Source organism: Shewanella sp. 1311, from assembly GCF_059338235.1.
The window spans coordinates 1346511-1372289 of sequence record NZ_CM181686.1; the positions used below are offsets into that span (position 1 = coordinate 1346511).

At 45.8% G+C, this 25779-nt stretch carries 21 protein-coding genes and 2 tRNA genes; 2 read left to right on the forward strand and 21 right to left on the reverse strand.

Annotated features, from left to right (window positions below; genetic code table 11):
- From AC5YB3_RS06075 to pnp, 3 genes are all read right to left on the reverse strand, one after another.
- Positions 1-1206 carry a tyrosine-type recombinase/integrase gene (locus tag AC5YB3_RS06075; RefSeq protein WP_173243273.1) on the reverse strand — a complete coding sequence of 402 codons (1206 nt, stop codon included), beginning with the start codon at positions 1204-1206 and terminating at the stop codon, positions 1-3.
- 360 nt (positions 1207-1566) lie between these two features.
- Entirely contained in the window at positions 1567-2469 is a 903-nt protein-coding gene (nlpI, locus tag AC5YB3_RS06080; protein WP_006086937.1) for a lipoprotein NlpI, read from the reverse strand.
- Between the two features lie 192 nt (positions 2470-2661).
- Positions 2662-4764 carry a polyribonucleotide nucleotidyltransferase gene (gene pnp / locus AC5YB3_RS06085; RefSeq protein ID WP_006082711.1) on the reverse strand — a complete coding sequence of 701 codons (2103 nt, stop codon included), beginning with the start codon at positions 4762-4764 and terminating at the stop codon, positions 2662-2664.
- A gap of 195 nt (positions 4765-4959) precedes the next feature.
- On the opposite strand from pnp, the gene AC5YB3_RS06090 reads away from it, so the two are divergent.
- Positions 4960-7014, forward strand: a complete 2055-nt coding sequence (locus AC5YB3_RS06090) for a putative bifunctional diguanylate cyclase/phosphodiesterase (protein ID WP_427613821.1) — start codon at positions 4960-4962, stop codon at positions 7012-7014.
- A gap of 169 nt (positions 7015-7183) precedes the next feature.
- Here AC5YB3_RS06090 and rpsO read toward each other — a convergent pair whose 3' ends face one another.
- The 14 genes from rpsO to rlmE all read right to left on the reverse strand — a co-directional run bounded on the left by rpsO (position 7184) and on the right by rlmE (position 20574).
- Complete coding sequence (gene rpsO, locus AC5YB3_RS06095; RefSeq protein WP_006082713.1) at positions 7184-7453, reverse strand: 30S ribosomal protein S15; 270 nt, start codon at positions 7451-7453, stop codon at positions 7184-7186.
- A gap of 148 nt (positions 7454-7601) precedes the next feature.
- Positions 7602-8567 carry a tRNA pseudouridine(55) synthase TruB gene (gene truB / locus AC5YB3_RS06100; RefSeq protein WP_006086939.1) on the reverse strand — a complete coding sequence of 322 codons (966 nt, stop codon included), beginning with the start codon at positions 8565-8567 and terminating at the stop codon, positions 7602-7604.
- Positions 8567-9025, reverse strand: a complete 459-nt coding sequence (rbfA, locus tag AC5YB3_RS06105; RefSeq protein WP_226059925.1) for a 30S ribosome-binding factor RbfA — start codon at positions 9023-9025, stop codon at positions 8567-8569. Before rbfA ends, truB begins: the two co-directional genes overlap by 1 nt.
- 57 nt (positions 9026-9082) lie before the next feature.
- On the reverse strand, positions 9083-11725 hold the full coding sequence (gene infB, locus AC5YB3_RS06110; RefSeq protein WP_006082716.1) for a translation initiation factor IF-2: 2643 nt from the start codon (positions 11723-11725) through the stop codon (positions 9083-9085).
- 25 nt (positions 11726-11750) lie between these two features.
- Positions 11751-13250 (reverse strand): transcription termination factor NusA, encoded by a 1500-nt coding sequence (gene nusA / locus AC5YB3_RS06115; protein WP_006082717.1) that lies wholly within the window; start codon positions 13248-13250, stop codon positions 11751-11753.
- A 29-nt stretch (positions 13251-13279) separates the two neighbouring features.
- Positions 13280-13735, reverse strand: coding sequence for a ribosome maturation factor RimP (gene rimP, locus AC5YB3_RS06120; protein WP_006082718.1), 456 nt, complete (start codon positions 13733-13735; stop codon positions 13280-13282).
- A gap of 173 nt (positions 13736-13908) precedes the next feature.
- Positions 13909-13985: transfer RNA gene (locus AC5YB3_RS06125), tRNA-Met, on the reverse strand.
- 82 nt (positions 13986-14067) lie between these two features.
- Positions 14068-14154: transfer RNA gene (locus AC5YB3_RS06130), tRNA-Leu, on the reverse strand.
- An 11-nt stretch (positions 14155-14165) separates the two neighbouring features.
- Positions 14166-14501 (reverse strand): preprotein translocase subunit SecG, encoded by a 336-nt coding sequence (gene secG / locus AC5YB3_RS06135; RefSeq protein ID WP_006082719.1) that lies wholly within the window; start codon positions 14499-14501, stop codon positions 14166-14168.
- A gap of 1 nt (position 14502) precedes the next feature.
- On the reverse strand, positions 14503-15285 hold the full coding sequence (gene tpiA, locus AC5YB3_RS06140; protein WP_006082720.1) for a triose-phosphate isomerase: 783 nt from the start codon (positions 15283-15285) through the stop codon (positions 14503-14505).
- 194 nt (positions 15286-15479) lie between these two features.
- Positions 15480-16817, reverse strand: a complete 1338-nt coding sequence (gene glmM, locus AC5YB3_RS06145) for a phosphoglucosamine mutase (RefSeq protein ID WP_011847518.1) — start codon at positions 16815-16817, stop codon at positions 15480-15482.
- A gap of 80 nt (positions 16818-16897) precedes the next feature.
- Complete coding sequence (gene folP, locus AC5YB3_RS06150; RefSeq protein ID WP_432362422.1) at positions 16898-17731, reverse strand: dihydropteroate synthase; 834 nt, start codon at positions 17729-17731, stop codon at positions 16898-16900.
- A gap of 210 nt (positions 17732-17941) precedes the next feature.
- The gene (ftsH, locus tag AC5YB3_RS06155; protein ID WP_011847519.1) at positions 17942-19915 is read right to left on the reverse strand and encodes an ATP-dependent zinc metalloprotease FtsH; all 1974 of its coding nucleotides are present in this window, start codon (positions 19913-19915) and stop codon (positions 17942-17944) included.
- Positions 19916-19944: 29 nt separating this feature from the next.
- Positions 19945-20574 carry a 23S rRNA (uridine(2552)-2'-O)-methyltransferase RlmE gene (gene rlmE / locus AC5YB3_RS06160; RefSeq protein WP_006082724.1) on the reverse strand — a complete coding sequence of 210 codons (630 nt, stop codon included), beginning with the start codon at positions 20572-20574 and terminating at the stop codon, positions 19945-19947.
- Positions 20575-20664: 90 nt separating this feature from the next.
- Between rlmE and yhbY the strand changes: the two genes are divergently transcribed.
- Complete coding sequence (gene yhbY, locus AC5YB3_RS06165; RefSeq protein WP_006082725.1) at positions 20665-20964, forward strand: ribosome assembly RNA-binding protein YhbY; 300 nt, start codon at positions 20665-20667, stop codon at positions 20962-20964.
- 83 nt (positions 20965-21047) lie between these two features.
- Here yhbY and secF read toward each other — a convergent pair whose 3' ends face one another.
- The 4 genes from secF to greA form a co-directional block, all read right to left on the reverse strand.
- The gene (gene secF, locus AC5YB3_RS06170) at positions 21048-21950 is read right to left on the reverse strand and encodes a protein translocase subunit SecF (RefSeq protein WP_494526756.1); all 903 of its coding nucleotides are present in this window, start codon (positions 21948-21950) and stop codon (positions 21048-21050) included.
- 2 nt (positions 21951-21952) lie between these two features.
- The gene (gene secD / locus AC5YB3_RS06175) at positions 21953-23767 is read right to left on the reverse strand and encodes a protein translocase subunit SecD (RefSeq protein WP_494526757.1); all 1815 of its coding nucleotides are present in this window, start codon (positions 23765-23767) and stop codon (positions 21953-21955) included.
- A gap of 227 nt (positions 23768-23994) precedes the next feature.
- On the reverse strand, positions 23995-24618 hold the full coding sequence (locus AC5YB3_RS06180; protein WP_494527169.1) for a hypothetical protein: 624 nt from the start codon (positions 24616-24618) through the stop codon (positions 23995-23997).
- A gap of 417 nt (positions 24619-25035) precedes the next feature.
- Complete coding sequence (gene greA / locus AC5YB3_RS06185) at positions 25036-25512, reverse strand: transcription elongation factor GreA (RefSeq protein WP_006082729.1); 477 nt, start codon at positions 25510-25512, stop codon at positions 25036-25038.
- Between the last annotated feature and the right edge of the window lie 267 nt (positions 25513-25779).

Consider the following 25779-nt stretch of genomic DNA (forward strand, 5'->3'; position numbering starts at 1 on the left):
CTAGGCCGTGATTTTACGTAGTCTTTCTACCCATCCACTATATGCGTTAGCTTGTTCTTCTAGATATTCATAGTGGTCATAAACTTGCCATTGCCCTGGCAGTTTATGGCCCAACATGATCTCGGCGACATGCGGCTCGGTTAAAGTTGAAAAGTTTGTCCGAGCCGTTTTACGCAAATCGTGTATTGACCAGTGTTCCATTTCATAGCTCATGTTCTTCTTAAGCCATTGGATAATATTGTATGGCAGAGAAAGCGATGAAGAACGCCCCATTGGCTGATCTGTGCCTTCATTATTAAATAAAAACTCACCGTCACCACTCAAAAGCACGGCTTCTTCAATCAACTCTTTTGTCTCTGGAATGATTGGCCTGAGCAATGGTTTTTTAGTTACCTTACCTGTTTTATGATTTTCAGGAGGTACAGTCCACACCATAGTATTGAAGTCAAAGTCTGATTTTTTGCTTAGCCTCAATTCACCATTACGGCAGCCATAGATAAGATTGAGCTTGAGAAAGATTTTATTTTTTTGTGCAATTCTGGACCCTTCTATCGCTAACCAAAACAACCGAATTTCATCATTGTTAAGTGAGCGATCACCCACATTCTTAGTTATTTGTAGGTCACTCTTGGCGCTGATATCAACCAATACGTTTGACTTAAGTAATTGCCGCTTGACGCCCCACTTAAGTAATTGCTTTCCATTTGTGAGTAATCTATCGGCAATTGAAGGTGAGGTTTTTGCTTTGGTCTCGATAACATCAAGCCAAATATGTAGCGAGACTTTATCTGCAGGCAAGTGACCTATCTTTGGCAGAACGTGTAATTTGAAGGACCTTAAAATTTCAGCGTGACTGGTTTTATTAGCCACACAATAACTCTCATACCACTGCATGAACAACTCAGACATTGTTAGCGCTGTAGAAACAGCTTTGTGCTCAAGTTCCTTTACGGTCTTCGGGTTATTGCCTTGCTCAAGCTCTGCACGCAATCTAACGCATTCAGTTCTTGCATCCTTAAGTGACATAAGTGGGTAAGAGCCTAAGTCAACTCGGCAGGCTTTGCCAACATAGCGGTATCTGATTTGGAAAGTAATCTTACCTTTCGGAGACACCCTAACACTCAGGCCATCACGGTCTGCGCGTTCAAAAGACTTGGGGTAACTTTTAGATAAATTAGCCTTTAACCATGTGTCAGATAAGGACATTTTAAACTCACTGTGTACAAAGTTTTTAAACCGAGTGTGTACAGTCTAAATTTGTACGCAAATTTGTACAAGTTTTTGGTGTCTAAAGAGAAGGGAGGACGTCATGAGGTGTCTAGTGTGGATATTCTTAACTATTGATAATTATAGCTAAATTAAATAAAAATTAACTGTTTGTCATATCGAGTCAGTAGGGGCATCTTTTGGGTGCGATATGATCGCGAAGGTGCGACGTTTATCGACCTCTACTTTATTGCCTGACATGTTAACCTATGCACTAGTATCGCTAAAAAGGCGCAAATTATAGCGCCTCAGTTCGAGCTTGGCTAGGCAAAGCCCGAGATGAGCTCGGGCAGATGAGGGTTATTTTGTGGCTTCGAGCAAACCTTTGACTTTAGCGAGCTCAATACGCGCATATCTATGTTCAACAAAATCATAAATATTGGTCGCCAGTGCGAGGCGGAAATAATTAGCAGCATCTTGATATTGCTTGTTTTCTATTGCCATTTTCGCCAGGTAAAAATAAGCTTCACATAAACGTTCGGCATATTCTTTTGGATGAGTTAAGCCAACTTTCGCAGCAGCAAACACCTCATCATGGCTCTTTGTACCTAAATAATAATCAACGATAACGGTCGCCCAAGCATCATTATCTAAATTCTTACGGTTTTCAGCTAACTGTTTTTTAGCTTCAACTGCATCATCTTTAAAATCAATCAAATACAGCCACAATGCGCGATAACCATCTTTATTATCACCAGCATAAAATGCCTGCATATCTTTAGTGGCTAAATCGTTACGGTCGCCATAGTACAAGGCAATACCGCGATTCAAATAGGCATAATCGTAATTAGGGGCGAGTTCTAACACGCCATCGAATGCTTCATAGGCGCTAGCGTATTCGCCTTCTTGGGTGTAATAAATCCCAAGGAAATTATAAGCATCGGCTAGATCGGGTTGCAGCTTCAGCGCTTGCATAAAATCGATGCGCGCGAGCAGTCTTAAGCCCACACTGTCGTATATCACACCGCGATCGTAATGAAATCTGGCTCTCTGCTCATTGGTTAATTCGACCGTAGCCAAAATCTCGTTGAGCTTCGCTAACGTCACTTCCACTTTATAATCGGGCATGACAGGTGCGATAACCAACTTACCTTCAACATCATTATGGTTATCTAAAGGAGACTGGGTGGTAGCGCATCCGGCTAACAACAGACTGGCGCCCGCCAGCACAGCAACGACAGCGGTTCTAATTTTAAGACTCATCCATTTCTACCTTTTTAGATTCCCAACATACGCAGAAGAATCTTCATGATAGCAATCCCACCACAGGACTGCTATTGGGGAATTAAGATTAATACTGACTTTCTTAATGCCAAAAACAAAAAAGGAGATCATTTGATCTCCTTTTGATGCAATCACTTAGAAAGTGTGTGCCAATAATAAGTCAAAGACTCATTATTCAGCAGCGGCAGTTTCTTTAGTTTGTGCTTCTTTAATTGACAGACGTACGCGGCCTTGACGATCCACTTCCATTACTTTAACAGCAACTTCTTGGTTCAGTTCAAGGTGATCAGACACGTTAGCAACACGCTCATCACTGATTTGTGAAATGTGTACTAAACCGTCTTTGCCCGGCAGAATGTTCACGAACGCACCGAAATCAACGATACGGATAACTTTACCGTTGTAGATACGACCCACTTCAACTTCTGAAGTGATTTCTTCGATACGACGGATAGCTTCTTTGGTTGCTTCGCCGTTTGAAGAAGCGATCTTCACAGTACCATCATCTTCCAGTTCAATCGTAGTGCCGGTTTCTTCAGTAAGAGCACGGATAACTGCGCCGCCTTTACCGATAACGTCACGGATTTTTTCTGGGTTGATCTTGATAACAGTGATACGTGGAGCGTGATCAGAAATATCATCACGGTGTGAACCAATCGCTTGATCCATCACGTTCAGGATATGTACACGTGCGCCATAGGCTTGTTGCAGTGCGATATCCATGATTTCTTTGGTGATACCTTCGATCTTGATATCCATCTGCAGTGCAGTAATACCATCACGCGTACCCGCCACTTTAAAGTCCATGTCACCTAAATGATCTTCATCACCTAAGATGTCAGAAAGAACAACGAAATCATCGCCTTCTTTCACTAGACCCATAGCGATACCCGCTACAGAAGTTTTGATAGGCACACCAGCATCCATCAGCGCTAGTGAAGTACCACATACTGACGCCATAGAGCTTGAACCGTTAGATTCAGTGATTTCAGATACAACGCGCACGCTGTATGGGAATTCAGCAGCTGAAGGCATAACAGCATTGATACCGCGCCATGCTAACTTACCATGACCGATTTCGCGGCGCTTAGGTGAACCCACCATGCCTGTTTCACCAACAGAGTATGGAGGGAAGTTATAGTGCAGCATGAAACGGTTAGTGCGCTCGCCCATGATGCTGTCAATCTTCTGTGCATCACGTTCAGTACCTAAAGTACAAGTCACTAACGCTTGAGTTTCGCCGCGAGTGAACAATGCGCTACCGTGAGTACGTGGCAATACGCCCGCTAACACGCTTAATGCACGGATCATGTCTGGTTCACGACCATCGATACGTGGCTCACCACGGATGATGCGACCACGAACCACTTTCTTCTCTAAGCTACCCAGCAAGTTGTCTACTTCACGTAAATCAATGCTTGGATTGCTGGCTAACAAGGCTTCTTTTGTTGCTGCTTTAACAACAGAAACTTGAGCATAACGATCTTGTTTAACTTGGATTTTATATGCATCGCCTAAACCAGCTTCAGCAAGCTCTTTGATTTGGGCAACTAAATCGGCATCTTGCGTTGGTGCAGTCCAATCCCAAGTTGGTTTACCGGCTTCTGCTTTAAATTCAGCAATCGCTTTGATAACCACTTGTTGTTGATCGTGACCGTAAACAACAGAACCTAACATCACTTCTTCTGGCAATGCTTGGGCTTCTGATTCCACCATTAATACTGCACCAGCAGTACCAGCAACCACTAAGTTCAGTTGGCTGGTTGCAAGTTGCGCAACACTTGGGTTCAACACGTATTCGCCATCAATGTAACCCACACGTGCAGCACCTAAAGGACCGCTGAATGGAATACCAGAAATAGCCAGTGCCGCAGAAGTACCGATCATAGAGATGATATCTGGCTCGATTTGTGGATCGACAGATACTACAGTAATGATAACTTGAACTTCGTTTTTGAAACCATTAGGGAAAAGAGGGCGAATTGGACGGTCGATCAGACGAGCGATTAATGTCTCATCTTCTGAAGGACGGCCTTCACGCTTAAAGAAACCACCAGGAATTTTACCTGCTGCGTAGGTTTTTTCTTGATAGTTAACAGTCAGAGGGAAAAAGTCACGACCTGCATCTGCTTCTTTTTTACCGACAACAGTGACCAACACAGTCGTGTCACCCATACTCGCTAAAACGGCTGCATCTGCTTGACGCGCTATAACACCTGTTTCCAGGGTGACTGTATGTTGACCATACTCAAAACTCTTTACAATAGGATTCACGTGACCCATTCCTTAATTAATGACCTTGAATTACGCGCGTAAGTATACTGCAAATCGGATCAATAGATAAAGAGCAGATAATGATGACAAATACGCAACTTTTCACTAAAGTGGTTAAATCAACAAAGAGTTGCGGTTTACATTGATACGGAAATTCTCGCAGATGGTGAATAATTATCATAAAGGATGCGCCCGATGACAGGCCGTTTTAAGTCACTGACGTGGAAACAAACTAACCTAGTCGTATTTACTGCCCTATTTTTTGCCATTGCTATTTTTATTGTTGAAATCGCTTTAGTCGTCGTCTCAACCAAACAACAACTCACGACTACCCAGCAAGAACTCCTTGATTCAGTTGAACAACCTGCAGCAAATGCTGTCTGGGCATTGGATGATAATTTAGCCCGTCAAACCTTAGAAGGTGCCATTAAGGTTGAGCATGTCGGCTCAGCAGTGATTGAGCTGGACGATGGTTCCATGTTTGTGTCAGTCAGCAATAATAAAAAGAATAACTCGCAGACATTTATCAGCTTAAGTAACAAATTATTTGATGATCTTAAAGAAATCTCTCGCCCGCTGTACCGACCTTTTTATTTCGAAGGCACCCAACAACAGCAACTCATTGGCACATTAACGGTTTTCTACGATACCCAAGAGCTGACAAACACCCTTTTCTCGCAGTTAAGATTTAGTTTTTTCGCCACTCTTGCCCGCGCACTCTTACTCACCTTAGTGCTTTCAGTGGTTTTCCATCGTTTCTTAACTCAACCTATCGCGCGTATTAGTGAGGCCATAGATAAGATTGAACCCGACTCACCGGACGAAAACCTCTTACCTATGTCCAATGCGCATAAGGATGATGAACTCGGCCTAGTGACCTCGAAATTCAACCAAATTCTTATCCAATTTAGCCAAACCCAATCCAAACTGCGCAAAATGGCGACCCGAGATCCGCTAACGGGTTTACCGAACCGCACATTATTGCTCGAAACCATCGCAGTCACTATCCAACGTTCGCGTGTACACAAGCGCAGCTTTGCCTTGATGTTTATCGACTTAGATCGATTTAAGAATATTAACGATTCCCTTGGCCACGCATTGGGCGATCAATTCCTCGCCCGTATCGCCCGTATTCTTGAACGCTTCGTTGGCGATAAAGGCACAGTCTCTCGCTTAGGTGGCGATGAGTTTGTGATTTTAGCCGACACAGTACACACCCCAGATCAAGCCGCTGACTTTGTTGATAAGTTACTTACCCAGCTTAATGTCCCTATCCAATTAAATGAACATGCGATTCATCCTGCGGCCTCAATTGGGATATCCATTTATCCCGAAGACGGTAACAGCGCAGAAGATTTGATACGTCATGCCGATATTGCCATGTACAGCGCCAAAGCTGCAGGTTCGAATCAGTGGGCTTTCTTTAAACAACAGATGACAGAGCGCGCCGCTGTGCGTTTACGCACTGAAGCATCCTTGCATGATGCGTTAAAAAACAACGAATTTTTGCTGTATTTCCAACCTAAACTCGATCTGCAAACCGGCAAAGTGATTGCTTGTGAAGCTCTGATCCGCTGGCAAAAAGACGGCCGACTCATCAGTCCGGTTTCTTTTATCCCCGTCGCCGAAGAAACGGGGATCATCATTCCGATCGGCCGCTGGGTGATAGAGCAAAGCTGCAAAGTCTTAAGGGAGTGGCAGAAGAAATATAACTATGCCATCCCGATTGCGATTAATGTCGCCTCACAGCAATTCGCCGATGCCAGTTTAGTACCCGATATCAAACAGATGGCATTGCGTTATCAAATTCAGCCTGAGCTACTGGAAATTGAAATCACTGAAACCTCGCTGATGAACGACATTGAGCTCGCCATCGCTAAGCTTGAACAACTTAAATCAGCAGGGTTTGGTATTGCCGTCGATGACTTCGGCACCGGATATTCATCACTTTCTTACCTACGCCATTTGCCCATTACCACCATGAAAATCGACCGCTGTTTCGTGTCCGATTTACCTGGGGATAGCGCAATCGCATCGACCATTTTGATGTTGGGTAAGCAGCTTAATTTGACCATTGTGGCCGAAGGAATTGAAAACGAGCAGCAATTGGATTGGTTGAAGGAGAATCAGTGCCAAGTCGGCCAAGGTTTCTATTTTAGCCAACCCCTGCCCCAAGCGGAATTTGAAGCCCTGTATATAGCAACACAGACAGCAACGATAAGCACTCTGGATGGCTTACGTGGAGCTTAGGTTACTTTAATCAGCGCTAAGGTTTAGGCGGTGTTAAGGCCAGCGTAATAGGCTTAATACTATCGACATGCTCAGGCCTAAATTCTACATAGCTTACGCAATCATCTACTGAATTTTAGGCAATAAAAAAGGAGGCTAAGCCTCCTTTTTTGCGTTAGTCGACGTGAAATTAACGACGTAGACCTAACTTTTGGATCAGTGCAGTGTAACGTGCTACGTCAGTACGTTTCAGGTAAGCAGTTAACTTACGACGTGAGCTAACCATACGTAACAGACCACGACGTGAGTGATGATCGTGAATGTGCTCTTTGAAGTGAGCTTGCAAATGGTTGATTTGCGCAGTTAATAAAGCAACTTGAACTTCAGTTGAACCAGTGTCGTTTTCACAACGGCCAAAATCAGCCAAAATTTTTGCTTTTACTTCAGTACTTAGTGACATGTATATCTCCAAATAAATAATATGAATCTCTAGCCGATCACTAACTCAGCCAGAGGGCGCGCTATTCTACCCAGAAACCCACCCTAGCGCAATAAAAGGTGGAGACTAATCCATGAACTAAGTAATTAATTTGTTCATGGATAGCGGGCTAATCAGTTTCTGCAGGCTCGTCATGGATCACTATGAGTCGTTTTGGCGCGAGTAGGCCGTCTTCGTTCATAGTTCCAATCCCCACAAATCGGCGAATGTCACCTAAAGTGATACGCACCAGTTCATCGGTTTTCAAGTCTGCATTAACAGGGACCCGAACAGCCTGACCTTGCATTAAGTAAGGGGCGATTGCATCTGGCACATTCACCTCAGGGAAATCGGCCACAGCCGTATCCATAGGTAATAACAGCGGATCAAGAAGTACACTCGGATCTATCTGTTGTTCATGTGCTTGAGCAACAAGCGCTTCAAGTTGTTCTAAGGAAACCATTCTTGCATAGGGATATTGTGCAACTTGAGTGCGACGCAACATGATGACATGGGCGCCACAACCGAGCATTTCACCGAGGTCGTCTATGATAGTGCGAATATAAGTGCCCTTAGAACAATGAATGTCTAAGGTCAGCTCATCGCCTTCAAGACCGATGAAATTAAGCTCAAATACCGTAATAGGGCGAGATTCGCGCGGCACTTCAATACCTTCACGGGCATATTTATACAGGGGCTGGCCCTGATATTTAAGCGCGGAATACATAGAAGGCACTTGCTGAGTCTCACCACGGAAGAAATCAAGCGCGGTTAATAACTGCGCCTCAGTAAAATCAATGGCGCGGGTTTGCACCACTTCGCCATCGGAATCACTGGTATCCGTTCGCTCGCCCAGCTTTGCGGTGACCAAATAACGTTTATCGGCATCTAACAGATGCTGGGAAAACTTAGTCCCTTCGCCTAAGCACACAGGTAACATACCTGTTGCTAACGGATCAAGTGCGCCCGTATGCCCTGCTTTGTTCGCATTAAAAAAGCGCTTTACCCTTTGCAATGCAAAGTTAGAACTCATGCCAGTGGATTTATCCAGCAGCACTATCCCATCAATAAAACGACCTTTTGGACGACGAGCCATTAATCTTTACCTTCCGTTTCATCTGCTTCATCGGCAACATCATCACCTAAGACTTCATCTTCAACCGAAGCGTCTTCGCTGCCAAATTGCTGCTGCTTCGCTTTGTCTTGGTTGATCACTTGGCTAACTAAGTTAGACATGCGCATACCTTCAACGAGCGAGCTATCATAGATAAAACGCAGTTCAGGCATCACACGCAGCTTCATACGGCCCGCCACTAAAGTGCGGATATAAGGAGCGGCGCTGATCAAAGCGTTTAGCTTTTCTTGAACAACGGCTTTGTCTTCCTCAAAGAAAGTCACGAAAACTTTGGCATAGCTAAGGTCGCGTGAGACATCGACGTCATTCACGGTTACAAAGCCAATACGAGGATCTTTCATGTCGCGCTGTAGCACTTGAGCAAGTTCTTGCTGAAGCTGCTGAGCGATTCGACGAGTACGACTGAATTCTTTTGCCATAATATTTCTTACCATAGCTTAAATTGATAAGGGCGGCTAAAGCCGCCCTTATTATCGTTACAGAGTACGAGCAATCTCGACGGTTTCGAATACTTCGATTTGGTCGCCTACGCGAACATCGTTGTAGTTCTTAACGCCAATACCACATTCCATACCATTGCGAACTTCAGCAACGTCGTCTTTAAAGCGACGTAGCGATTCAAGTTCACCTTCGTAGATAACAACGTTATCACGTAGTACGCGAATTGGTGCGCTACGCTTGATAGTACCTTCGGTAACCATACAGCCAGCAATTGCACCCAGCTTAGGTGATTTGAACACGTCACGAACTTCAGCCAGACCGATAATTTGTTGTTTGAATTCAGGAGACAGCATACCTGTCATCGCTGCACGAACTTCATCAATCAAATTATAGATAACGCTGTAGTAACGTAAATCAACACTTTCGCTGTCGATTGTCTTACGCGCTTGTGCATCGGCACGCACGTTAAAGCCAACCAGGATAGCGTTAGACGCTGCCGCTAAGGTTGCATCCGTTTCAGTAAGAGCACCCACACCGCGAGCGATGATGTTCACTTTCACTTCGTCGGTAGACAGACCGGTTAACGAGTCAGTAATCGCTTCGAGTGAACCTTGTACGTCAGCTTTAAGAACGATGTTCAGTTCTTTCACTTCGCCTTCAGTCATGTTCGCGAACATGTTTTCTAGCTTAGATTTTTGCTGGCGTGCCAGTTTCACATCACGGAACTTGCCTTGACGATACAGGGCAACTTCACGCGCTTTACGCTCATCACGTACTACTGTTGCTTCATCACCTGCAGACGGAACGCCTGACAGACCCAGAATTTCAACAGGAATAGATGGACCCGCTTCAGTGATTGAACGACCGTTCTCGTCTTTCATTGCACGGATTTTACCGTACTCAAGACCACACAGAACGATATCACCTTGGCGTAGCGTACCTTCTTGAACCAAAATCGTAGCAACTGGGCCGCGACCTTTGTCCAATTGTGATTCAATGACCACACCGGCAGCCATACCATCACGTACCGCTTTCAGTTCGAGAACTTCAGCCTGCAGTAAGATACCTTCTAACAGTTCGTCAACGCCTTCACCTGTCTTAGCTGAAACGAAGGCAAACATGTTGTCTCCACCCCAATCTTCAGACATAACACCGTGTTGTGACAATTCGCTCTTAACGCGATCGATATCCGCTTCCGGCTTATCCATCTTGTTCACAGCCACGATTAATGGCACGTTACCGGCTTTAGCATGTTGAATTGCTTCGATAGTTTGCGGCATTACACCGTCATCGGCAGCAACAACTAACACAACGATATCCGTTGCCTTGGCACCACGGGCACGCATTGCGGTAAACGCGGCGTGACCAGGAGTATCAAGGAAAGTGATCATGCCGTTTTCAGTTTCAACATGGTATGCACCGATATGCTGAGTAATACCACCGGCTTCGCCAGCAGCCACTTTAGCGCGGCGAATATAGTCGAGTAATGACGTCTTACCGTGGTCAACGTGACCCATGATAGTCACAACAGGAGCACGAGACTCTTGCTTGATGCCATCTTCATCGTCACGATCTTTAAGCACTTGGTGCTCAAGTTCGTTTTCACGGATAAGCACAACTTTGTGGCCCATTTCTTCGGCAACCATTTGGGCAGTCTCTTGATCCAACACTTGGTTGATCGTGACCATAGAACCCATTTTCATCATCTGTTTGATGATTTCAGTCGCTTTAACTGCCATTAAATGCGCAAGTTCAGAAACAGTAACAGTTTCACCGATACGCACATCACGGCTTACCGCTGCAACTGGCTTGTTGAAGCCGTGCGCCATAGACTCAGGTGCTGTACTGCGGTTACGCATGTGTTTTTCACGGCCGTCACGGGCATCTTTGCCGCCACGTTTTTTGGCGTTGCTCTTGTTACGAGCACGACGTCCGCGTTTTTCTTCATCCAGATCAGAAGTATCTTCAGCAGCACGTGCCACTTTAGAAGTCGTGATGTGGTGATCACCGTTTTTCTCGGCTTCTAGACGTTGGCGCTCTTCTTCGGCCCAACGCTTAGAATGTTCTTCAGCCAATAGACGAGCAGTTTCTGCCGCTTTAGCCGCTTCTTCGTCTTGCTTACGTTTTGTCGCCGCTTCTTGTGCTGCTTTTAAACGTTCAGCTTCTAGACGAGCCGCTTCTGCTTCAGGTGACATATCTTTAACCACTTTTACTTCGGCTGCTGCTTTGGCTTTCGCCTTGGCTTCTGCATCCGCTTTTGCTTTCGCATCTGCTTCAGCTTTCGCTTTTACTGCCGCAGCAGCTTCTGCTTCGGCCTTTGCTTTTGCCAAAGCTTCTGCTTCGACTTTCGCTTCTTCTTCAGCCTTCAGAGTAGCCTCATTAGCATCACGCTTGACGAAAGTTCGTGTTTTACGAACTTCAACTTTAACATCTTTAGATTGACCACCATTACCGGCCACACTCAGGGTCGATACGGTTTTACGCTGCAGCGTCATTTTCGTTGGCGCATTTTCGCCACCGTGCTGCTTTTTCAGATAATCCAGTAACTGCTGCTTTTCAGCTTCAGTCACGTTATCAGCTTGGCCTTTCTTAATTCCAGCCTGAGAGAATTGCTCAATCAGACGTTCAACACTTTTACCCACTTCCGTGGCCAATTTCTCTACGGTAGTATCTGCCATCAGTTAAATCCCCCTGTTGATCGACTTATGCTTCTTCGCCAAACCAACAGATATTGCGGGCTGCCATGATGAGCTCACCTGCTTTTTCTTCTGTCAATTCTTCAATTTCGATCAAATCATCAATGCCTTGTTCAGCCAAGTCTTCTAGAGTCACAATACCTTTGCTAGCGAAAACATAGGCTAAGTGTCTGTCAACACCTTCAAGTGCTAGTAACTCTTCACTTGGCTCCACACCATCCAGTGCTTCTTCAGTAGCGAGAGCTCGAGTTGAGATCGCCGCTTTTGCACGTTCACGTAAGGCTTCAACGAGATCTTCGTCAAAACCGTCAATCGCCAATAGTTCAGACACAGGTACATAGGCAACTTCTTCGAGCGACGTAAAGCCCTCGTCCGCCAGTACTTGTGCAAAATCTTCATCGACATCCAGTGAGTTAACGAATAATTCAACCACCTTGGCACTTTCTGCCTGGTGTTTCTTATTCATATCTTCCACTGTCATAACGTTCAGAACCCAACCTGTCAGTTGTGTCGCTAAACGTACGTTCTGGCCATTACGTCCAATGGCTTGTGCCAAACTATCGGCTTCAACGGCGATATCCATAGAATGGTTATCTTCGTCAACTATGATAGAGGCAACATCGGCTGGCGCCATGGCATTGATCACGTATTGTGCTGGATTATCATCCCACAACACGATATCAACACGTTCGCCACCCAGTTCATTCGACACGGCTTGTACACGTGCACCACGCATACCCACACACGCACCGATTGGATCGATACGACGGTCATTCGACTTAACGGCGATTTTAGCGCGCGCGCCTGGATCACGAGCTGCGCCCATGATTTCAATCAGTTCGTCAGCAATTTCAGGTACTTCAACACGGAAAAGCTCGATCAGCATTTCAGGTTTAGTACGGCTTAAGAATAACTGCGCGCCGCGAGCTTCTGGACGTACTGAGTACAATAATGCACGTACGCGGTCGCCTGGACGGAAAGATTCACGTGAAATTAAATCTTCACGGAACAACACGCCGTCAGCGTTATTACCTAAGTCAACCACTACGCTTTCGCGAGTTGCTTTTTTGACTATACCAGTGATTAACTCACCTTCTTGATCTTGGAACTGTTCAACCACTTGAGCACGTTCAGCTTCACGTACTTTCTGTACGATCACTTGCTTAGCGGTTTGAGTGGTAATACGGTCAAACACCACGGACTCGATATCGTCTTCGATAAACTCGCCAGGTTGGATGTCTGGATTTTCGTATCGTGCCGCTTCTAACGTGATTTCGCGGTAAGGATTTTCTAACGCTTCACCGTGATCATCAACCACCATCCAACGACGGAAAGTATCATAACCACCGGTTTTACGGTCGATAGCAACACGAACGTCAATATCACCTTCGTATTTTTTCTTGGTTGCTGTGGCCAGAGCAATCTCTAGCGCTTCAAAAATTTTCTCGCGTGGAACGGCCTTTTCATTTGAAACCGCCTCAGCGACTAGCAGAATCTCTTTATTCATCTCGTCTTGCCTCGTTCACCTTGAAACCATCAAAACTTAGCGATTAAGTTGCCTTTGCGGATATTATCCAATGCGACAACTAACTCTTTACCATTCACTTTCAGTGAGAGCATTTGCCCGTCGACCGCAGTGATGGCGCCTTTTAAATTACGACTGCCGTCAACCGGCATAGTCAATTGAAGCTTTACATCCTCGCCCACATAGCCCGCATACTGCTCAGCAGTAAATAAGGGTCTATCAACGCCTGGCGAAGAAACCTCTAGGGTATATTCTGTAGAAATAGGATCTTCAACATCGAGTACAGCACTGACTTGGCGACTTGCATTGGCACAATCTTCAATATTGATACCATTCTCACCATCAATGAACACTCGCAGTGTGGAATGCTTACCCGCTTGAACATATTCAATGCCCCATAGCTGAAAGCCTAATGCTTCCACAGGTACTTTGAGCATTTCTGCCAGTCTGAATTCTAACGTTGCCAAGATTGACCCCCGAAAAAACAAAAAAGGGCTTAATAGCCCTAGTACAACGCCACATACGAAGCATGCGACAAATTTAAAAGTCCCAGATAACAAAAAACCCCGTAATCACGAGGTCATTAATTTCAAGAACCTGTAAACCATAACGAATTCAAACACTATTCGTTACTAGGAGCTGGTTGCGGGGGCCGGATTTGAACCGACGACCTTCGGGTTATGAGCCCGACGAGCTACCATGCTGCTCCACCCCGCGTCAACTGTGTGCAAGTATATTGACTATCGTCATTTCTTGCAATAACTAAGAGAGAACTTATATCGTCTATCTTAGTTATATTTGGTGCCGAGAGCGGGACTTGAACCCGCACGACCGTTAGGTCACAGCCACCTCAAGGCTGCGCGTCTACCAATTTCGCCACCTCGGCGACACCTTTTACTAGTCAGGAATTTTCGTTTCTGACTTTTGGGTTCCTTGCTCAACAGGTTGTGTTACCTGTTCAGTGTCTGAACCTAAATTTTTCCATGAATCTTCGTTTTTTGCGTGGTTTGCACTTAAGTTGCCAATCAACAGACTTAAAGTAAAAAACGCAATGGCAAGAATCGCCGTAGTGCGTGTCAGGAAGTTACCTGAACCGCTTGAACCAAACAGAGTACCTGATGCACCGGCGCCAAAAGAGGCCCCCATGTCAGCTCCCTTACCTTGCTGAATTAATACTAGGCCGATCAGACCTAATGCAACCAACAAGTAAATAACTACTAGAACTTCATACATATTATGCGCTCATCGCTATGGTACACAGACTTAAAAACTCGCTAGAGTTTAAGCTAGCACCGCCAATCAGTCCACCATCAACATCAGGTTGGGCAAATAAATCTGCAGCATTACTAGGTGTTACACTACCACCGTAGAGAATCCTGATATTTTCTCCGATAAACGGAGACACTTCAGAGAGGCGTTTGCGAATAAACGCATGAACTTCTTGTGCCTGCTCTGGTGTAGCGCTTTTACCTGTCCCTACAGCCCAAAGTGGCTCGTAGGCGATAATGGCGTTATCAAAAGCCATAGTGCCATTTTTCTGGATCACTATATCCAACTCTTCCGCAATCACCTCAAAGGTGCGTCTTGCTTCACGTGCTGGACCTGACTCACCCACACATAAAATGGGAGTTAAGCCATGCTTTTGTGCAGCGGCGAATTTCTCCGCTACGATATTACTCGTCTCTCCGTACATACGGCGACGTTCTGAATGCCCGATAATCACATATCGACATCCTGAATCTTTGAGCATCTGACCTGAAACTTCTCCGGTATAAGCGCCAAAGTCATGTTGACTAAGGTTTTGTGCGCCCATCCTAACAAGTGAACCGTCTAACGCTTCCTTGTTTGCTTCTAGCAGTTGCCTAACGCTCTCTAGATAGATAGAAGGCGGGCATAAAACCACTTCAGCTGAATCATTTTGGAGCTTAGAGGCAAATTTTTTGAACAACTCTTGGGCTAATGCCGCACTGCCGTTCATCTTCCAATTGCCAGCTACCATAGGACGTCTGAGTGCCATCACTGTCTCCTCTGAAAGCGGCGTGAATAATAGCGAACCACTTATTAAGTTACAATAGCTAAATTCGATTTTTTTCAGATACCAGGTTGGAATGCTTATTTTTTACACACCAAAGCTAATTTCTGTTCATTTGTGCAGCTAACACCTTAATTTTAAATTGGTATCAGCCGCACTCATTACAAAATAGGCAAATATTAGCTTGCCGATTTTACGGCATCCGCAATCAAATTTGCGTGCGCCAATACTGCACTATGATCGTCACCTTCTACCATGACGCGGATCAAAGGTTCAGTACCTGACTTACGTAATAGTACTCGACCACGCACGCCAAGCTCAGATTCAACCTGTGCCTGCGCCGCTTTTACTTTATCTGACTTAAGTGGGTCATGCTCGCCCTCAAAGCGCACATTGACTAACACCTGTGGCAACATTTCCATCGCAGAAGTCAGTTCTTCTAGTGTGGCATTTTGGCGACGCATGGCCGCTAACACTAAAATCCCCGCGACAATACCGTCACCGGTTGTGCCGTGGTCAAGATTAAGGATATGCCCTGAATTCTCGCCACCGATACGCCAATCGAGTTCTTTCAGTAATTCCATCACATAGCGGTCGCCCACCTTTGAACGTGCAAAGGGAATATCTAATGCTTGCAAGGCTAAATCAAGCCCAAGATTCGACATCAAGGTGCCGACCACTCCGCCGCGCAATACGCCGCGAGATTTCGCATCACAGGCCAGAATATATAAAATCTGATCGCCGTCGATAACTTCGCCTTTACTGTTGACCATCATAATGCGGTCGCCATCGCCGTCGAGCGCGATACCTAAATCGGCACTTTCGGCAATAACTGTTTCGCAAATCTTACCCATGGACGTTGCGCCCACTTTGTCATTAATGTTCATCCCGTTGGGTTTATCACCAATGGCAATCACCTCAGCGCCTAACTCACGGAACACGGCAGGCGCTATATGATAAGTTGCGCCATGGGCACAATCGACCACAATTTTTAACCCAGTTAACGTGTGTTCTGCAGGGAAGTTACCTTTGCAATACTCGATATAACGGCCACGGGCATCTTCAATACGCGACACTTTGCCAAGCAGATGTGATTCAACACAAACGAGGGGCTTTTCAAGCTCAGCTTCGATTTCTAGCTCTAAGTTATCGTCTAACTTACTGCCGTCGGTCGAGAAAAATTTAATGCCGTTATCGTAATAAGGATTGTGTGATGCGCTGATCACCACCCCTGCTTCGGCGCGAAACGTACGCGTCAAATAGGCGACTGCAGGCGTGGGCATAGGCCCCATTAACATCACATTAAGACCTGCGGCAGAAAGACCCGCTTCTAATGCCGACTCAAACATATAACCCGAAATACGGGTATCTTTACCTATGATCACCTTTTTGGTACCACTGCGGGATAATACGCGACCCGCTGCCCAACCTAATTTCAGTGCAAGCTCAGGCGTCATTTGACCTGAACCGACCTTTCCCCGAATACCGTCAGTTCCAAAAAATTTACGTTCTTTCATATCGCCCCACAAACTCAAATGTGTCCCAATGATTTGGGATCATAATATTAATTAAATGCTTAACGAGAGCATAACGATGCTTAAAAATACGCTTGTGTCGCTTGTAACACTTTGAGCATATCCACAGTTTCAGCAACGTCATGTACGCGAATGATATGAGCTCCCTTTTGGGCCGCTATCATAGCGCCAGCAAGGCTCCCAGCAAGACGCTCTGAGGTCGGTTTTGCTAAGAGGTTCCCTATCATGCTCTTACGAGACAAGCCTATCAATACGGGTAAATCAAACTTGGTAAAAGCGTCGAGTTTTGCCAGTAATTCATAGTTATGCTCTAAGCTTTTACCAAAGCCAAATCCCGGATCAAGTATGAGTAATTCACGGGGGATCCCAGCTTGTATACAAGCGTCAATCCGCTCGATTAAAAAGGTAGACACTTCTTCAATAACATCATAATACGTCGGCGAAGACTGCATGCTCTTCGGCTCGCCCTGCATATGCATTAGACATATCGGGACGTGCAACTCTGCGGCAGCTTCGAGCGCACCGGGTTCCATCAAGGCACGCACATCATTAATCAGGTGTGCACCCGCAGCGACAGCTTGACGCATCACTTCAGCTTTACTGGTATCGACCGAAATCCACACATCATGGTGCGTCGCCACATATTTTACTAACGGGATCACCCGCGCAAGTTCATCGGCTAGGCTCACCTCGGCGGCGCCGGGCCTTGTCGACTCCCCACCAATATCAATCATCCCCGCGCCTTGAGCCACCATGTCATCGGCATGCTGACAGGCAAGTTCATAAGAAGAATATTGACCACCGTCGGAAAAGGAATCGGGAGTGACATTCAGAATGCCCATCACAATGGGCGAAGATAACGCGAGGCGTTTAGTGCCAGCAATCAGTTCAAACACGCATTTACTCCAGTAATACGAACACTTACGATTTTACCTATAGGCATAACTTGCGTCATTAGTTTTAGCCTTCACTTTCTATCTGAGGTGACTGATGTCAGAGGAGAAATATCAGTAATGGCAAAGTGGATAAATGACAGCGCAGTCAAATTGCTAACAAGATAAAACAAGAAAACCCCTTTACGGGGTTTTCTTTTATCTCACAACAAATTACTTAGCAGGTGATTCATCAGGCTCTTTCAAGTCTGGTTCAGCAGATGCTGTAGTCACAGTATCTTCAGCTTTTTCAGCAGGCTCACCATGACCGCTACCTTTGTCGTTAGAACCATGGTCATCCACTTGCCAATCGGCAGGTTGGCGCACTTCACGACGCTTCATTAAATCGTCAATTTGAAGTGAATCAATGGTTTCATACTTCATTAAGGCTTCTTTCATCGAGTGAAGAATATCGAGGTTATCCGTCAATATCTGTCTCGCTCTCGCGTAGTTCTTGTCGATAAAGACTTTCACTTCCGCGTCGATGATAGTTGCAGTTTCATCGGACATGGCTTTGGCTTTACCCATGCTGCGACCTAAGAACACTTCACCGTCTTCTTCGGCATACAATAATGGACCTAGCTTGTCCGAGAAGCCCCACTGAGTCACCATGTTACGCGCAATAGAGGTCGCGTATTTGATGTCCTGTGATGCGCCAGTCGACACTTTTTCTGTACCGTAGATAAGCTCTTCAGCTAAACGACCGCCGTATGCGACTGAAATTTGGCTTTCTAACTTACGACGGCTCTGACTCACTGAGTCCGCTTCGGGTAAGAAGAAAGTGACACCCAGCGCACGGCCGCGAGGAATGATAGTGACCTTGTGCACAGGATCGTGCTCTGGTACTAAACAACCTACAATTGCATGGCCCGCTTCGTGGTATGCAGTCATTTCTTTTTCAGCTTCAGACATCACCATAGAACGGCGCTCAGCACCCATCATTATTTTATCTTTTGCACGCTCAAATTCTTCCATGCCCACTACTCGGCGATTTCCACGAGCCGCAAACAGGGCCGCTTCGTTCACTAAGTTAGCTAAGTCAGCACCAGAGAAACCTGGGGTACCACGGGCAATTACACTCGCCTTCACATCTTCAGAAAGCGGTACTTTACGCATATGCACTTTCAAAATCTGCTCACGACCACGCACGTCTGGTAAGCCAACGACCACTTGACGGTCAAAACGACCTGGACGCAGCAGTGCAGAATCGAGTACGTCTGGACGGTTAGTTGCCGCGATAACGATAACGCCTTCATTACCTTCGAAGCCGTCCATCTCAACCAGCATTTGGTTCAGTGTTTGCTCACGTTCATCATGACCACCACCTAAACCCGCGCCGCGTTGACGACCGACCGCATCGATTTCATCGATAAAGATGATACAGGGCGCAGACTTTTTCGCCTGTTCGAACATGTCACGCACACGGGATGCACCAACACCAACGAACATTTCAACGAAATCAGAACCCGAGATAGTGAAGAAAGGTACTTTAGATTCTCCCGCAATGGCTTTCGCCAGCAAGGTTTTACCTGTACCTGGAGGACCCACCATCAACACGCCCGTTGGAATACGGCCGCCCAATTTTTGGAATTTAGTTGGGTCACGCAGATAATCAACTAACTCTTTGACTTCTTCTTTTGCTTCGTCACAACCAGCAACATCGGCAAACGTCGTTTTAATCTGATCTTCGCTCATCAGCTTGGCTTTGCTCTTACCAAAGGACATAGCGCCTTTGCCACCGCCGCCTTGCATCTGGCGCATGAAGAAAATCCATACCCCGATAAGCAATAACATAGGGAACCAAGAGATGAAGATTTGGGTTAGGAACCCAGATTCTTCGGCTTCTTGGCCCTTCATGGTGATGCCCTTACGATCAAGATCATTAATTAAATCTTGGTCATATAACGGCATGATAGTCGTGAACTTTTCACCCGTTCGCTTAGCACCTTCAATAGTACGTTGGTCGCTTTTAACTTCAACAGTTGCGACCTGCCCATCACGGACATTATCTAAGAAGGTAGAATAATCCATCTTCTGCGATGACGAAGAAGAGGGGGAGTAACCCTGAAACACTGACATCAGCACAACGGCGATGACAACCCAGAGTATTAGATTTTTTGCCATGTCACTCAAATTACTAGACCTCATTAAGTCTTGCGATTATTAACGCTAGGTTACTACAACTTGTACCCAGTCGCCACAAGATAGACTTCACGGGAACGCGCCCGTGAAGAGTCTGGTTTACGTGTTTTAACGACTTTAAACACTGCTTTTACCGCTTTCATGTATTCGTCAAAGCCCTCCCCCTGAAAGACTTTTACCGCAAAACAGCCATTAGGAGCCAATACTTGATGGCACATATCTAACGCCAACTCCACTAAATACATGGCACGGGGTTGATCAACACTATCTGAACCACTCATGTTGGGCGCCATATCAGACAACACAACGTCAACCTTAGCATCACCGACGCGAGTAAGTAATGCTTGAAGGACTTTATCTTCACGAAAATCCCCTTGCAAAAAATCTACCCCGACGATGGGATCCATAGGCAAAATGTCACAGGCGATGACTTTACCTCTATCTCCCGCTAATTTAACTGCCACTTGAGACCAACCTCCTGGAGCAGCACCGAGATCAACCACAGTCATGCCTGGGCGAATCAATTGATCCTTTTGCTGGATCTCCTCAAGCTTAAACGCAGCGCGAGATCGCAAGCCCATTTTTTGAGCGAGTTTGACATAGTGATCATCAAAGTGTTCTAGCATCCAGCGATTAGAACTGGCCGTACGTTTTATACCTGACATTTAAAATCCGCAACAATTGAGAGTTACACAAAGGCTATATAAGGGTAGAATAGCCGTTTTTCAACAGTAACTCAGCAAAAGTTGGTAGAAATGAACTTAACAACCAAACAAAAACAGCATTTAAAAGGTCTAGCGCATCCGCTAAAGCCAGTGGTGCTGCTTGGTGCCAATGGATTGACTGAAGGTGTACTCGCTGAAATTGAAAGCGCACTCGCTTATCATGAATTGATTAAAGTGAAAGTAGCCTCTGCTGACAGAGAGCTAAAAAATGCCATCGTTGATGCCATAGTACGTGAAACTCAATCCGCAAAAGTGCAACTTATTGGTCATATTCTGGTGATTTATCGTCAATCACCAGAAATGAAGATTGCTTTGCCAAAGGCAAAGTAATTTTTCTTGATTTTTATTGTGTTAACAAAGAGGCCACTCAATTGAGTGGCCTCTTTGTTTTTGCTATAAATTAAAATAAAGCACTAAGGCGTATCAGAAATCACTTGTTCCTTATAATGCTCAGGCGTTAAACCTAACAACTCAGGCAATGAGGTGCCAACAGAAATCGATGAGAATGTACCGGTTAAAATACCGATAAACATCGCAATCGAGAATCCTTCCAGCGGCCCGCCGCCCATGCTCCACAGCGCACCGACCGTCATTAAGGTTGTCCCTGACGTCACCATAGTACGGGAGAATGTCGCCACAATCGCTTGGTTATTAATTTCTTGAATCGCAAGCTTTGGCTTAGCAATCAATAATTCACGAATACGGTCGGCAATGATGATCGAGTCATTTAACGAATAGCCTAAAATCGCCAGCACAGCCGCCAGTACCGTTAAATTAAACTCCATCTGCGTCAGCGCAAAAAACGCAAGTACGAACACAACGTCGTGTACCAGCGCAAACAAAGCGCCCGATGCGAGTCGCCACTCGAAGCGATAACTTAAATAGCCTAAAATACACAGCATAGCGACTAACAGCGCTAACCCACCCTGCTCCGCCAGTTCTTGACCAATCTGCGGCCCAACAACGCTGCTGTTAAGGACTTGCACTTCAGAGTTAAGTGGCGCTAATGCCTGCTGAATATCGACATTGCTTTGCTCAGTATCAGCACTCTTTATATCACCATAGCGTAATACCCAACGGCCCGGCTCACTGGCCGAGATCACAGAGACCTCCTGCTGATAGGCAGCGTTAAGCAAAGGTTGTAACTCACTGCTGGTGATTTTTCTATCGAGCTGAACTTCAGTCACCACACCACCGGTAAAGTCTAATCCCCAGTTAAAACCCTTTACACCTATGATGGCTAATGACGTTATCATCAATAAAATTGAGATAGCACTGGAGACATAACGCCATTTTGTTAGATTGATATTTTTCATGGTTATACCCTCACATGACGACTAACATCACGTCCGTAAACTAAGTTAATCAAGGCTCTTGAAGCAAAGATACCGGTAAACATGCTGGTCAACAGACCTAGACCTAAGGTCAAGGCGAAACCTTGAATTGGGCCATTACCGATGGAATACAGCACGACAGCCGTGATCATAGTGGTGAAGTTAGCGTCGAAAATGGTCGAAAACGCACTATCAAACCCTGTATCAATTGCCAGCGCAAAACTGCGACCTTCTTTTAACTTATCTTTTATTCGCTCAAAAATCAGCACGTTGGTATCGACAGCCATACCCACGGTTAACACTAGGCCAGCAATACCGGGTAAGGTCAGCACAGCACCAGGGATAAGCGCCAGTAGGCCAAACAAGATCACCATGTTAGAGATCAGCGCGATATTCGCCACCCAACCGAGACGACGATACCAAAGCGCCATGAACAACAAGGTAATACCCATACCTAGACCAAGCGCAGCAAAACCGTTTTCAATGTTTTCAGCGCCTAACGTCGGGCCAATAGTGCGCTCTTCTACAATCGTTACTGGCGCCGTCATAGAGCCCGCTCTCAGTAACAGGGCTAATTGCTGCGCTTCTTGATAGGTGCCCGCACCAGTGATGCGGAAACGGTCTCCAAGCTGGGATTGAATGGTCGCAACGCTGATAATCTCTTGAGTTTGCTTAGCCTTACCTTGTTCATCGCGGCTGTATTCGCTGTAAGACGTCGCCATAGGTTTGCCAATATTGGTACGGGAAAACTCAGACATTTTCTGCCCGCCGACACGGTCGAGGTTAATGTTCACCTCGGCCATGCCCATCTCACCTAAACTCGCTCTGGCATCGACAATGTGATCGCCACCCAGCACAGGCGTGCGGCTCACATAAATAGGCTTACCCGACTTGTCGTTAAGCACCATGGCATTCACAGAACCTGACTCTTTCACCTCAAAGAAAGCCAGACTCGCTGTAGCACCAATGACGTTTTTCGCGGCTGCAGGATCTTGCACGCCAGGCAACTCAATCCGAATTCGATGATCGCCTTGGCGCTGTACTAAGGCTTCTGTGATGCCAAGTTCTTCAATACGACTGCGCATAACTTGCAAGTTTTGCTGCACAGTCAAATTACGCAGTTTAGTTTGTTCCTCTTGGCTCAACTTAATCTGTAAACCCGCGCCATCGGTATTGGATAATTGCCAATTTGGATAGGACTGTTTCATCATCTGACGCACGGCAGCGCGGGCGTCATTATCGGGCAGCGTCAGGTTTAACTGGTTAGTTTGATCCAAATAGACGCTGGCGCCACGGATCTTCTGCTCACGGATGAATTGGCGTAGCGAATCAACTAACGCCTCACCCTGAGTTTGGTACACAGGGTCAACATCCACATCGAGTAGAAACTGCACCCCACCACGTAAGTCGAGCCCTAGTTTAATCGGCTGAAAACCTAAGTTTTGCAACCAACTCGGCGCGGCACTGGCAAGGGATAAGGTCAACTCTTTTGGCTCTGTCACCATAGACGAAACCAAGGTTTTGACTAAGGTTTGTTGGTTATCCGCATCGAGGACAATCAGGGTTTCGCCATTCTTTTGGTCGATGCGTTTTACCGTCACGCCTTCAGCTTGCAGCTTATCTCTAAGGGCTACGGGCGTGAGTGTTAACCCCGCCTTCGCGCCCACTTGCACCGCGGCATTCTCACCATAAAATGTTGGCAAGGCACTGAATAACATCACTATGATGGTGACGATAAGAACTATATATTTCCAAGCTGAATAGTGATTTAGCAGCCGTTTATTGGGTTTTCTTTCCATGGGATTAACTCGCTATTTATCACCTAACTTTTAAGTCAAAAGCTAAGCGAACATATTGATATCAGTCCGAAACCTATCATTGAGCACCAGCAAATCTAGCCAGTTAGACTCAAGTCATCACAGCGAATGTAGCCGCGATAGAGATGGTTTCGGTGAGAACAAAAATACAATGGCATGCAAGTTCTACGGGAGCAGACTCCAGTAGATAGCACACCTAAATAGGTGGGTTAAGCGGCTTGTTGGCTAAATCGATATTGAAGATTTGAGACTTTCCAACCCGAAATTCGGGCGGGGGAAGATACAGCTGAAAGCGTCCAATCTGATGCGATATCCAGATCGGTCGGTTCAACGACATTGGGTGTCGGTTCGGCGGTGAAGTCTAACGCGAGTAGATATACCGGTTTCACCTCACGCACATCGTGCTGGGCAAGACTGATAAAGCGCGGCGAATTTATTGGGGCAAAATTTAAGTCGTCCGAATGACTCACGTAATCGGAGCTTGGACAAGGTGCTGGCTGGGATGCTGAGTCTGAATTGATGCGATTGGCATCATGAGTATGCAATGAGCCGCAACTTTCAACGGTTTGCGCATCAGACTGTATATTAGATTGGGCATTGAGCAGTGCATTGTCTTGGGTGATAGCATCGGCATCGGACAAGCTTTGAGGCTCAGCGCTTGGCTGTGCATCGGGAGTCGAGCTATCAAGTCCCACAGTGTGTATCTGAGCCGTTTGCTTCAGAGCTGTGTGTTTCTGAACATAATGACGAGTGGCATCACTGCGTTGTACTGAGGTTTTTGGCGTATAGCTAGCCGAGTGCGCGATCAACATGATCGCCACGCAAACTAACATCAATCCTGTACGCCAATGTTTTACCAAAGCGTGCCCTCTTATAAAACGAAAGATAAACCCAGTCATACTTAGTTTTTGCTACATAACTGTGGGTTTATAAAGCGAAACTCGCGCTAAATCAATTACACAATACTGAGTTAATTCTGATAAAACTTTCTGATGAAGCTCTAGAGTTGCAGCTTAAGTAAAAGTGCACCAAGAGACAAATTAATCTTTATCCATCTTTCGAGTTCAACCCTGAAGCGCCTTCTCCATCCTTGGCTAAACCTTAAATTCGAAAGCAAAACACAAATCCTAGACACGTATACAAACTCAATGAGCAAATAACAAAAAACCGCCCTAGGGCGGTTTTAGAACGAGTGAGAATCACACTCTCGGTACGATTTAGCAGACTCGATAGCTAAATCGATTCGCTGATTATAAATACTGTACTGAGATGATTTCGTAATCTGTCATGCCACCTGGCGTGGTAATCGACACTTCATCACCTTCATTTTTACCCACTAAGCCACGGGCTATCGGTGAGTTCACTGAAATCAGGTTTTCTTTAATATTCGCTTCATCATCGCCGACTATGCGATAAGTCACTTCAACGTCGGTATCGAGATTTAAAATAGTCACAGTGGCGCCAAAAATAATACGACCGTTGTTCACCATCTTAGTGACGTCGATAATTTGCGCGTTAGATAACTTACCTTCAATATCACGGATACGTGCTTCACAAATACCTTGGTCTTCACGAGCCGCATGGTATTCCGCGTTTTCTTTCAGGTCGCCTAGCTCTCTCGCAGAGGCAATCGCTTCAGTGATCTTAGGGCGACGGTCAAACTTGAGAATATCTAACTCTTTACGCAGCTGTTCTGCACCGACAACTGTCATAGGAACCTTAGTCATAACTTCTTTCGTCTCCTTTAAAACAAAAGCAACCCGTGCCAACGCTAAGGTCAACACAGTCAAATGAGGGTGGAATTGCGCTATTCTAATCGTTATGCGCCTTTGATGCATCAAGAACAATGCATTGACGCAGCTTACCCAACCTTAAGCAGAGTTACCAGCAATGAAATCTAAATCCGCGAGCCAAATAGAATCATAGTGGCTGCATTGATTAATAGCCGTATAGATAAAGGGTTTTGAATATAAAAATGCCCACTCGCCGTAGAG

Coding starts and splice junctions, on each gene's coding strand:
- secD (WP_494526757.1), bottom strand. CDS start 23,767: ATGGAAAGAAAACCCAATAAACGGCTGCTAAATCACTATTCAGCTTGG.
- rpsO (WP_006082713.1), bottom strand. CDS start 7,453: ATGTCACTAAGTACTGAAGTAAAAGCAAAAATTTTGGCTGATTTTGGC.
- tpiA (WP_006082720.1), bottom strand. CDS start 15,285: ATGGCACTCAGACGTCCTATGGTAGCTGGCAATTGGAAGATGAACGGC.
- ftsH (WP_011847519.1), bottom strand. CDS start 19,915: ATGAGGTCTAGTAATTTGAGTGACATGGCAAAAAATCTAATACTCTGG.
- AC5YB3_RS06180 (WP_494527169.1), bottom strand. CDS start 24,618: ATGTTAGTTTGCGTGGCGATCATGTTGATCGCGCACTCGGCTAGCTAT.
- secF (WP_494526756.1), bottom strand. CDS start 21,950: ATGAAAAATATCAATCTAACAAAATGGCGTTATGTCTCCAGTGCTATC.
- rbfA (WP_226059925.1), bottom strand. CDS start 9,025: ATGGCAAAAGAATTCAGTCGTACTCGTCGAATCGCTCAGCAGCTTCAG.
- infB (WP_006082716.1), bottom strand. CDS start 11,725: ATGGCAGATACTACCGTAGAGAAATTGGCCACGGAAGTGGGTAAAAGT.
- greA (WP_006082729.1), bottom strand. CDS start 25,512: ATGACTAAGGTTCCTATGACAGTTGTCGGTGCAGAACAGCTGCGTAAA.
- truB (WP_006086939.1), bottom strand. CDS start 8,567: ATGGCTCGTCGTCCAAAAGGTCGTTTTATTGATGGGATAGTGCTGCTG.
- yhbY (WP_006082725.1), top strand. CDS start 20,665: ATGAACTTAACAACCAAACAAAAACAGCATTTAAAAGGTCTAGCGCAT.
- AC5YB3_RS06075 (WP_173243273.1), bottom strand. CDS start 1,206: ATGTCCTTATCTGACACATGGTTAAAGGCTAATTTATCTAAAAGTTAC.
- glmM (WP_011847518.1), bottom strand. CDS start 16,817: ATGAAAGAACGTAAATTTTTTGGAACTGACGGTATTCGGGGAAAGGTC.
- nlpI (WP_006086937.1), bottom strand. CDS start 2,469: ATGAGTCTTAAAATTAGAACCGCTGTCGTTGCTGTGCTGGCGGGCGCC.
- AC5YB3_RS06090 (WP_427613821.1), top strand. CDS start 4,960: ATGACAGGCCGTTTTAAGTCACTGACGTGGAAACAAACTAACCTAGTC.
- secG (WP_006082719.1), bottom strand. CDS start 14,501: ATGTATGAAGTTCTAGTAGTTATTTACTTGTTGGTTGCATTAGGTCTG.
- rlmE (WP_006082724.1), bottom strand. CDS start 20,574: ATGTCAGGTATAAAACGTACGGCCAGTTCTAATCGCTGGATGCTAGAA.
- nusA (WP_006082717.1), bottom strand. CDS start 13,250: ATGAATAAAGAGATTCTGCTAGTCGCTGAGGCGGTTTCAAATGAAAAG.